Source organism: uncultured Planktosalinus sp. (genome assembly GCF_963973675.1).
Lineage (GTDB): Bacteria > Bacteroidota > Bacteroidia > Flavobacteriales > Flavobacteriaceae > Planktosalinus.
Genome location: NZ_CAXBAN010000047.1, coordinates 1 through 9,996 on the forward strand (window position 1 = coordinate 1; position 9,996 = coordinate 9,996).

General features: G+C 37.8%; 9 protein-coding genes. 4 read left to right on the top strand and 5 right to left on the bottom strand.

Features of this window, described 5'->3' with window-relative positions:
• Positions 1–150 precede the first annotated feature (150 nt).
• The 5 genes from AACY61_RS03160 to AACY61_RS03180 all read right to left on the bottom strand — a co-directional run bounded on the left by AACY61_RS03160 (position 151) and on the right by AACY61_RS03180 (position 7,479).
• Positions 151–1,080, bottom strand: a complete 930-nt coding sequence (locus AACY61_RS03160) for a DUF58 domain-containing protein (RefSeq protein ID WP_339610103.1) — start codon at positions 1,078–1,080, stop codon at positions 151–153.
• Positions 1,081–1,127: 47 nt separating this feature from the next.
• Entirely contained in the window at positions 1,128–1,670 is a 543-nt protein-coding gene (locus tag AACY61_RS03165) for an ATP-dependent Clp protease proteolytic subunit (protein WP_339610105.1), read from the bottom strand.
• Positions 1,671–1,745: 75 nt separating this feature from the next.
• Positions 1,746–2,063: a thioredoxin gene (trxA, locus tag AACY61_RS03170; RefSeq protein WP_339610107.1), complete on the bottom strand. Its 318-nt coding sequence runs from the start codon at positions 2,061–2,063 to the stop codon at positions 1,746–1,748.
• A gap of 100 nt (positions 2,064–2,163) precedes the next feature.
• On the bottom strand, positions 2,164–6,522 hold the full coding sequence (gene dnaE, locus AACY61_RS03175; protein ID WP_339610109.1) for a DNA polymerase III subunit alpha: 4,359 nt from the start codon (positions 6,520–6,522) through the stop codon (positions 2,164–2,166).
• Positions 6,523–6,678: 156 nt separating this feature from the next.
• Positions 6,679–7,479, bottom strand: coding sequence for a DUF6252 family protein (locus tag AACY61_RS03180; protein ID WP_339610111.1), 801 nt, complete (start codon positions 7,477–7,479; stop codon positions 6,679–6,681).
• Positions 7,480–7,683: 204 nt separating this feature from the next.
• Between AACY61_RS03180 and AACY61_RS03185 the strand changes: the two genes are divergently transcribed.
• The 4 genes from AACY61_RS03185 to AACY61_RS03200 form a co-directional block, all read left to right on the top strand.
• Entirely contained in the window at positions 7,684–8,301 is a 618-nt protein-coding gene (locus tag AACY61_RS03185) for a 30S ribosomal protein S16 (RefSeq protein WP_339610113.1), read from the top strand.
• A 12-nt stretch (positions 8,302–8,313) separates the two neighbouring features.
• Positions 8,314–8,838, top strand: coding sequence for a ribosome maturation factor RimM (rimM, locus tag AACY61_RS03190; RefSeq protein ID WP_339610114.1), 525 nt, complete (start codon positions 8,314–8,316; stop codon positions 8,836–8,838).
• Between the two features lie 86 nt (positions 8,839–8,924).
• Positions 8,925–9,638, top strand: coding sequence for a methyltransferase (locus AACY61_RS03195; protein ID WP_339610115.1), 714 nt, complete (start codon positions 8,925–8,927; stop codon positions 9,636–9,638).
• 39 nt (positions 9,639–9,677) lie between these two features.
• Positions 9,678–9,996 (top strand): hypothetical protein (locus AACY61_RS03200; protein ID WP_339610116.1); only part of this gene is annotated, 319 nt, incomplete at its 3' end.

Sequence of the window (9,996 nt, forward strand, 5' to 3'; positions counted from 1 at the left end):
ACTACCAGACCAATAAATTGTGTTTTAAAAAAAACAGAACGTTGTGCTTTTAACTTTCTAAGGGTGATATTCCACTTTCCTTATTAGCGAGGGCAAATATACACCCTATTTTAGTTTAGACAAACAAATTTTTTAAAAAATTTAAATTCTTTAAGCGATCTTTTGTCTTTCAACCAAATAGGTGGTCAATATTTTTGAAAACCCGGTGTTGATATCTGCTTCAACATATTTAATCCTGTATTGAGCACACTTTAATTTTAGCTCTTTGAAATATGCAGCCACTGCATTTTCATAATTATCTTTAATGTTATCGGGATAAATGTTTAAGATTTCACCGGTTTCTAAATCCACAAATTTTCTGGGCTTATTGTCATAGTTAAAATGAAGTTCTTTTTCTTTATCGATTGTATGAAATAAAATAACCTCGTGTTTATTATACTTCAGATGTTGTAATGCCTCAAATAGTTTTTCTTCTTCCAGGTCATTTTGAAACATATCTGAAAACAAAAACACCAACGATCTGCGTTTCATTTTTTCTGCAATCAGATGCAAAAACTCATAGGTTTGTGTTTGTTTTTCTTTTGATAATGTCACAACGGCTTGATTGAGTTTGTCCAAAATCATCTGGTGATGGCGTTCGCTGCCTTTTTCTGGGGCATAAAACTCATATTCGTCTGAATAGATACTAACTCCCACAGCATCTCGTTGGCGTTTTAACAAATTCATTATAGCAGCGCTTGCCAATGCAGAAAAGGCTATTTTATTTAGTGAATTGATGTTGAACTCTTTTACATTCGGATAATGCATAGAGGTCGAGTTGTCAATTATTAAATGACATCTTAAATTGGTTTCTTCTTCATACCGCTTGGTAAAAAGTTTGTCGGTTTTTGCGTATAATTTCCAGTCAATGTGTTTTGTACTTTCACCCGAATTATACACTTTATGTTCTGCAAACTCTGATGAAAAACCATGAAACGGACTCTTGTGTAAACCCGAAATAAAGCCTTCCACGACTTGAGTGGCGAGGAGTTCCAGGTTTTTAAACCCTGTTATTTCGTTGATTTGAGTTTGAATGTCCATTTTTTAACATAACCCTTGAAGGGTTTTAAACCCTTCAAGGGTTCAATTTAAATTATTTTATCTACAATACCATAATCCACAGATTCCTTTGCATCCATCCAGTGGTCACGATTAAAATCTTTCATTATTTTTTCTATCTTTTGCCCACAGTTTTCAGCCAGAATTTTTGCACTCAGTTCTTTTGTTTTTAGAATTTCCTGAGCAGTGATTTCAATATCACTTGCGGGACCGCGTGCGCCACCGCTGGGTTGATGAATCATAACCCTGGCGTGCGGCTGGATAAAACGTTTTCCTTTGGTTCCTGCAGAAAGCAAAATGGAACCCATGGATGCAGCAAAACCTGTACAAATGGTTGAAACGTCACTTTTTAAGGATTTCATACAGTCATAAACAGCAAAACCTGATGTTACATACCCACCCGGGCTGTTAATGTATAAATGAATGTCTTTTTTTTCGAGTGCATCGAGATACATCAAGCGGTCAATAACATGCTTAGCCGAGTCATCATCCACCTGTCCCCAGAGAAAAACTTTTCTTTCTTCCAGTAATTTGCTGTCAATTGTGTCCTGAACTTTAATAGGTTTACTCATTGTTTAATTTTTTCTAAAAATAAAAAAAGGTTTAACAACGTGCTAAACCTTTTCATTTTATTTAATATTTATTTATTATAGGAGTGAATCCAAAGCCTCTGCATAAGTTGTTTTTGGAGCAACACCTACTTGGCGTCCCACAACTTCACCATTTTGGAATATCAAAACAGTAGGGATATTTCTCACACCATATTTTGCAGCAAATTCCTGATTAGCGTCTACATCTACTTTGCCAACCACAGCTTTGCCGTCATAGTCTTTACTGATTTCTTCAATGATGGGGCCCACCATTCTACAAGGACCACACCATGCTGCCCAGAAATCTACCATTACGGGTTTGTCACTTTTAAGCACCGTTTCCTCAAACGTTGCATCTGTTATTTCTAATGCCATAATTTTTATTTTTAATAGTTTACAAATTTAGTCAAAATAGTTGCCAAAACTTACAAAATCTAAATCAGTTTTGGTTATAAGCACATCAATTAATATTATCTTAATTTAGTTTGTAGAGAAAACGTTCCTTTTCAAGTGCTTCAATCAGTTCTTGAGAAATATTGACTTTTTGCTTTCTACTACTCAATTGCAACTGAATGTCCTCCTCTGGCTCATAGATGTAAAAATCAAGATTGTGTTTGCCTTTGTGATTTTTTAATAGGTTTTTTAGAGATTCAATGTGAGTGTCAAGAATTTCATCAAGCTTTAGTTGAATCGTGATTTTTTTTGAGTGGTTTTCCAACACATCTTGCAGTAACTGTATGTTGTTGAACTGAATTCGTACATCACTTTTCTCACCAGTATTTTTATTGATCCAGCCTTCTTTGACAAAAACCCTGCAAAACAAAAAACCATTGGGAATTAGAAAATGACGAAACTTGAGATACTCTTCACCAAAAATTCTAAATTCAAATGAATCGCTGTAATCTTCTATCACAAAAGAAGCCCATCCTTTTCCGTTTTTGGAAACCCGATGCTGAACATCTGTAATTACACCACCAAAAATCAACTCTTTGTTGATGAATTGGCCCAACTGATAAAAGTTGGCAATCCTGTTTCTACAGAAGGTGTTCATTTCTGTTTTAAAATCGTCGAGCGGATGGCCTGAAATATAAATGCCTACCACTTCCTTCTCAAGTTTTAATTTTTTCATTGTGCCCCATTCTTCACAAGGAGGTACTACGGGTTCGGGAATCTGGACTTCGCTGGCTTCGCCAAACAAACTTATTTGAGATGAGTTTTCATTTTCTTGAAACTTAGCAGCATAACGCAACACTTTTTCAAGAAAAATAATTCCGTCACCTTCATCGTGTAGATATTGAGCCCTGTGGGTGTCAAAACTGTCAAAACCGCCTGCCAATGCTAAATTTTCAAAAGCTTTCTTGTTTGCCGATCTCAAATCGATGCGTTTTGCCAGGTCAAAAACCGATTTGTATTTACCTTCTTTTCGGTTTTCAACGATGGTGGCAACGGCATTGCCTCCTACTCCTTTCACGGCACCCATTCCAAAACGTACTGCACCCTGATCGTTTACCGTAAACTTATAATAGGATTCATTTACATCAGGACCCAAAACCTGTAAACCCATACGCTTGCACTCCTCCATAAATTTGGTAACTTCTTTGATATCATTCATATTGTTTGAAAGTACGGCTGCCATATATTCTGCGGGGTAATTTGCTTTCAAATAGGCTGTTTGATAGCCAATCCAGGCATAACAGGTAGAGTGGGATTTGTTGAATGCATAACTGGCAAAGGCTTCCCAATCTTTCCATATTTTTTCTAAAGTATCTACGGGATGCCCATTTACTGCTCCACCTTCCAAAAATTTGGGTTTCATTTTTTCAAGCACTGAAAAAATCTTTTTTCCCATTGCTTTTCTCAATACATCGGCATCACCTTTGGTAAACCCCGCTAATTCTTGTGAAAGCAACATCACTTGTTCTTGATATACTGAAATACCATAGGTTTCCTTCAGGTATTTTTCCATTACCGGAAGATCGTATGTGATTTCTTCTTCACCGTTTTTTCTTTTGATAAAACTGGGGATATACTCTATGGGTCCCGGGCGATACAGCGCATTCATAGCAATTAAATCTGCAAAAACCGTGGGTTTCAGGTCCTTCATATATTTCTGCATTCCGGCAGATTCATATTGAAAGGTAGCAACGGTTTCACCGCGTTGAAACAATTCATAAGTTTTTTCATCGTCAAGCGGGAACGTATCCGGATCCAATTCAATGTTTCTTTTTAATTTAATTAACTCAACAGCATCTTTAATAATGGTAAGATTTTTCAATCCCAAAAAGTCCATTTTCAAGAGTCCGGCATTTTCTACAACGGAGTTGTCAAATTGGGTGACATATAAATCAGAATCTTTAGCGGTGGCCACGGGAACATAATTGGTAATGTCACCCGGCGTAATAATGACTCCACAGGCATGGATTCCTGTATTTCTAACGGAACCTTCCAAAATGCGTGCCTGGTTGATTGTTTGTGCCTGGAGGTCGTTGCCTTTTGAAATTGTGATAAGTTCATTTACTTTTTCTAAATCTTCAGCTCTGAAGGCTTGCCGAAGTTCACTTTCGCTATACCCAAATATTTTATGGAGTTTGGTCATTGGAGGCATGAGTTTTGCCAAACGGTCTGCGTCGTTTAATGGCAGATCGAGTACACGTGCAGTATCCCTGATAGCCGATTTTCCACCCATGGTTCCATAAGTAATGATTTGTGCTACCTGATTGGCTCCATATTTTTTAATGACATAATCCATTACTTTACTGCGGCCTTCATCATCAAAGTCTATATCTATATCAGGCATACTCACACGATCGGGATTCAGGAAGCGCTCAAAAAGCAGGTCATACTCTATAGGGTCTATATTGGTAATCCCCAAACAATAGGCCACTGCCGATCCGGCAGCAGAACCTCTTCCGGGACCTACGGAGACTCCCATTCGTCTTGCTTCAGCAATAAAATCCTGAACAATCAAAAAGTATCCCGGGTAGCCGGTATTGGCAATAACATCGAGTTCAAAATCGAGGCGCTCTTTAATTTCAGGGGTGATTTCTGAGTAACGTTTTTTGGCGCCCTCAAAAGTGAGGTGTTTTAAATAGGCATTCTCTCCCAGTTTTCCATCCCTATCTTTTTCCTGAATAAATTCTTCCGGGATGTCAAAGTTGGGTAGTAAAACATTTCGTGCTAGTGTGTAAGTTTCAACTTTATCAATAATTTCTTTGATGTTGAAAATGGCCTCAGGAAGATCTTTAAAAAGGGCTTTCATTTCTTCAGTACTTTTAAAGAAATATTCCTGATTGGGTAGTCCATAGCGATATCCTCTGCCCCGCCCAATGGGTGTTCCTTGTTTCTCGCCGTCTTTTACACAAAGCAAAATGTCGTGTGCGTTGGCATCCTCTTTATTGATATAATAGGTGTTGTTAGTGGCCACAATTTTAACCTTGTGCTTATTGGCGAGTTCTACAAGTACCGGATTAACGCGGTTTTCATCTTCCTGGTTGTGTCGCATCAATTCAATGTAAAGGTCTTCGCCAAATTGATTTTTCCACCATAACAAGGCTTCTTCTGCCTGGTTTTCCCCTACGTTTAGTATTTTTCCGGGTACTTCACCATAAAGACTTCCTGTAAGCACGATGAGGTCTTCCTTGTATTTTTCTACAATTTCCTTATCTATCCTGGGAACATAATAAAATCCTTCTGTATAGGAAATGGAGGCCATCTTTGCCAGATTGTGATAGCCCTTTTTGTTTTTGGCAAGAAAGACTATTTGATAACCGTGGTCTTTGGTGTTTTTATTTAGACGGTCTTCACACACAAAAAACTCACAGCCCACAATTGGCTTGATGGTTTGCGCTTCTTCATATTTTTCTTCTGCTTCTTTCTTTGCTTTTGCATTGTGATTAGCTATGGCCTGTACAAAATGAAATGCTCCCATCATATTTCCTGTGTCAGTTATAGTCAATGCTGGCATATTGTTTTCTGAGGCAGCTTTTACTAAGTCTTGAGTGCTGGAAGTGGATTGAAGAATTGAAAATTGAGAATGATTGTGTAAATGAGCAAAAGAAACCGCTTTTAAATCGGCAATGTTTTGCTTTATATCTTCATGAGAAACATCAACATCAGTTGTTTTGTCAAGTTCTATTCTGATTTTTTCTGAAGCCTTTTTCAGGTTGATGTGTTTGAGGCCTATCAACTTGATGGGTTGTGGATTGGCTTCAGAATAGTTCTCAAAATAGTCAGGTTGAACGTCAAGTTCTTTAGCGGTAAATTCTTTTCTTCTTACCAGTTCCAGAAAGCATCTTGTAGTGGCTTCAACATCGGCAGTGGCGTTGTGTGCTTCAGCAAAGGGTTCGTTAAATAGATACTCGTGCAATTCAGTTAGGGTGGGGAGTTTGAATTTACCGCCCCGGCCGCCGGGTATTTTGCAAAGTTGTGCTGTCTTTTCTGTGCAGGTATCTAAAACCGGAAGTTCTGAGAGCTTGTTTGGGGTTTCCTTTCTATAAAATTCAGCCCCCATTATGTTGATGTCAAAGCCTAGGTTTTGACCTACAATAAATTTGGTTTTGCTTAGGGCTTCATTAAAAAGGGTAAGCATTTCATCGAGTTGAATCCCTTCTTTTTGAGCCAATTCGGTTGAAATACCATGAATTTTTTCGGCATCAAAAGGAATGTTGAATCCGTCGGGTTTTATTAAATAATCCTGACTTTCGATAAGGTTACCCATGGCGTCGTGCAATTGCCAGGCAATTTGAATACAACGAGGCCAGTTGTCTGTATCAGAGATGGGCGCGTTGAAATTTTTAGGTAATCCGGTGGTTTCGGTATCAAAAATCAGGTACATACAACAGGTCTTTTTTCAGAAAATAAGAAGGTTTAAAAATACGAATTCTTCTTCCTGAAATAAAAGTTTAGTTATTAACAATACAGTTTGTTTTATAAAAAAAAGCGTGTTAAAAATAAATTTAACACGCTTGTTAAGAATGTATAATGAGTAAACCTAGTAGGTTATACTAAACGAGCCTTCTGTAATTTCTATATTTTCAGGTTCACCTGTTTGAAATGAAAAAGTACCAGCAATTATATTTAAATCTGTATCGTGTGCGGTAATGTTTATTTCACCCGAATCTGAAGTTAATTGAGTTCCATCCAAGGTATATGTTGCAGTGATTGTTTCGTTGTCAATAGGGTAATTTCCCGGACTTATATCATTTGGAAAACTTAAATTGATTGCATTATTTTGGTTAGCGCCTCTTATTACGATAGTGTTTCCTTCAATGCCGGCTGTAATTATAGAGGGATTAAAATTTTCGCTATCGATTAAAGCTGAAAGTTCCATGGGTTGGTCGTCATCGTCTTCAATGGGTGCGTCAAGGATGGGCACTTTATAAAAATGGCCTTGTTGGGCATTGAGGGTGTCAAGACCATACCGATAAGCATTAAATTTAAAGGTACCGGAAAAAGTATTGTCGGCTGAACTTTCAATGACTACCTCACCATCTCCAAAAGGTCTTGTGGTGTAAATGGAACCTAAAAAGTCTTCAAATATAGCCCTGTTTGTACCATTACCTCCCAAGGTGTATACACCTTCTGTAGACCCACTAAGTGTTATTGTGAGTTTTTCAAGGTCTGTCATTCCCTGAATCACCAATGTGCCATCAGGTCTTAATTGAGCTCTTGCATCCGTGGACTTATAAAACTCATCATTTAAACTGGCCTGCAAAGCCGGCGAGTTATTTTGTACATCTTCACAGCCAATCAGGGCGAAAGCTGCAAATAAAAATAGCATAAAGGTTTTCATAAATTTAAAGTAAAAGGTGTTTCTTTTTAAAACGAAAGAATTTCAGTTTCCTTATATAATTTTACAAACCTAATGAAAAAAAGCATTTATTTAAACTTTTCAATCTTAATTTGCTCTTTTATAAATCTTAAATACAAAAAATATAGTATCTTTGCGCCCTCAATTATAAACCGAGGTCGGGAACCTCAAAAATTAATTTAAAATATGCCTGTAAAAATCAGATTACAAAGACACGGTAAAAAGGGGAAGCCTTTTTACTGGATTGTGGCTGCTGACGCCCGTTCACCAAGAGATGGTAAGTACCTTGAAAAATTAGGAACTTACAATCCAAATGTTAACCCTGCAATAATTGACTTAGACCTTGATGGTTCTGTAAAGTGGCTTCAAAACGGAGCACAACCAACAGACACTGCCAGAGCAATTTTGTCCTACAAAGGGGTGATGATGAAAAAACATTTATTAGGAGGTGTTGCAAAAGGTGCTTTAACCGAAGAACAAGTTGAGGAGAAATTCCAGGCTTGGTTGGAAGAAAAGGCAGGAAGAATTTCTGCTAAAAAAGAAGGACTTTCCAAAGCGGATGCAAAAGCAAAAGCAGAGGCACTTGCTGCTGAAAAAGCAGTGAATGAAAAGCGAATGGCTGCCGCTGCTGAAGCAGAAGCAGAAGCTAATGCAGAAGAAGTAACAGAAGAAGCTGCTGAGGAAACTCAAGAAGCTGCTCCAGAAACTGAAAATACAGTTGAAGAAGCACCAGCTGCAGAAGAGACTCCAAAAGCAGAAGAAACTCCGGCTGAAGAATCAGAAGAAGAGAAAAAAGAAGCTTAATTTATTACTACGATGCAAAAGGAAGAGTGTTTCTACCTGGGTAAAATCGTAAGAAAATATAGCTTCAAAGGGGAAGTTTTAATCAAACTCGATACAGACGAACCCGAATTGTACACAGAATTGGAATCAGTGTTTGTTGACTTTAACAACAACCTGATTCCTTTTTTTATTGAACAAAGCGGATTGCATAAATCAACACTCTTACGCGTGCGATTTGAAGATGTGGATACCGAAGAAAAGGCCGATGAAATCATTGGTTTGGAAGTGTATCTGCCGCTAAGCTTTCTTCCTGAACTGGATGATGATCAGTTTTACTTCCATGAAATCATTGGCTTTACAGCTGAGGATGTCAGTTTTGGGAAAATTGGCATCGTAACCGGAGTGAATGATAGTGCATCTCAGGCCCTGTTTGAAATTGATCGCGACGGAAAGCAAATCCTTATTCCCGTAAATGACGATTTTATCCATAAAGTAGACAAAAAAAATAAAATTCTGCTGTTGAATACCCCCGAAGGATTGATTGATCTGTATCTTTAAACAGCAGTATTAAGATTTGATTGTTAAGTATTAACACTTTTAAATGTTTTATACTCACCGCTCACTACTCACCACTACTAGCTAATATGAGTTTTTCATTTAAACAATTCACAATTAAACAAGACCGTTGCGCTATGAAAGTGGGCACTGATGGGGTATTGCTTGGTAGCTGGACTTCATTGAAAAACAACCCCCAAACCATTTTGGATATTGGAGCAGGAACCGGTTTGATTGCCTTGATGCTTGCGCAACGTAGTGCTGCCGTACAAATCGACGCTATTGAAATTGATGAAGATGCCTATGAGCAGTGTGTAGAGAACTTTGAAAATTCCCAATGGGCAGACCGGCTCTTTTGTTTTCACGCTTCGCTGGATGAATTTGCCGAAGAAATGGAAGGAGAAACGTATGATTTAATCGTTTCCAATCCGCCATTTTTTTTGCCTAATGAAACCGAACTTATTTCTGAAAATCGAAAAAAAGCCCGTTTTTACGACAGCCTTCCCTTTGAAAATTTGGTAAGGTTTGCTTCACAACTACTTTCAAAAAAAGGGGAGTTGGCTGTGGTGATTCCATTTGCTGAAGAAGAAAATGTCCTTGCTTTAGCCAAAGCGAATAAACTACTTCCTTGTCGCATCACAAGAGTTCGTGGCACGGCAACTGCTCCTATAAAACGGAGCCTTCTGCAGTTCTCTTTAACAGAACAAAAGGTGGAAGAAAAAGAACTGACACTTGAAATCTCTCGCCACAAATATACCTCTGAATTTAAAGAGCTGGTTAAAAATTATTATTTGAAGCCTTAAATGGTTAATTTTAAAATGTTTCAGCCTTTATGTCCTATTATGAGAAAAGACGGAAAACTCCGATTTATTAAAGTAGCACACACCATTATTTGGGTGTTTTTTAATGTGGTTGTTTTTTATATGCTGTATGCTGTAATCGTCAACAAAGTCGATTTCTGGTTGTGGGTGGGTTACGGCATAATTTTACTGGAAGGTTTGGTGCTACTTGCATTCAAAATGTTTTGTCCGCTTACGGTTTGGGCGAGGAAGTATTCCAATTCCACCAAGGACAACTTTGATATTTATTTGCCCAATTGGCTTGCCAAACACAACAAACTCATTTATACCTTGATTATGGTGGGGATTATCATTCTTACAA

What these genes read in the sequence shown, in the direction of transcription:
- AACY61_RS03160 (WP_339610103.1), bottom strand. Translation starts at nt 1,080, where the DNA reads ATGGACATTCAAACTCAAATCAACGAAATAACAGGGTTTAAAAACCTG.
- AACY61_RS03165 (WP_339610105.1), bottom strand. Translation starts at nt 1,670, where the DNA reads ATGAGTAAACCTATTAAAGTTCAGGACACAATTGACAGCAAATTACTG.
- trxA (WP_339610107.1), bottom strand. Translation starts at nt 2,063, where the DNA reads ATGGCATTAGAAATAACAGATGCAACGTTTGAGGAAACGGTGCTTAAA.
- dnaE (WP_339610109.1), bottom strand. Translation starts at nt 6,522, where the DNA reads ATGTACCTGATTTTTGATACCGAAACCACCGGATTACCTAAAAATTTC.
- AACY61_RS03180 (WP_339610111.1), bottom strand. Translation starts at nt 7,479, where the DNA reads ATGAAAACCTTTATGCTATTTTTATTTGCAGCTTTCGCCCTGATTGGC.
- AACY61_RS03185 (WP_339610113.1), top strand. Translation starts at nt 7,684, where the DNA reads ATGCCTGTAAAAATCAGATTACAAAGACACGGTAAAAAGGGGAAGCCT.
- rimM (WP_339610114.1), top strand. Translation starts at nt 8,314, where the DNA reads ATGCAAAAGGAAGAGTGTTTCTACCTGGGTAAAATCGTAAGAAAATAT.
- AACY61_RS03195 (WP_339610115.1), top strand. Translation starts at nt 8,925, where the DNA reads ATGAGTTTTTCATTTAAACAATTCACAATTAAACAAGACCGTTGCGCT.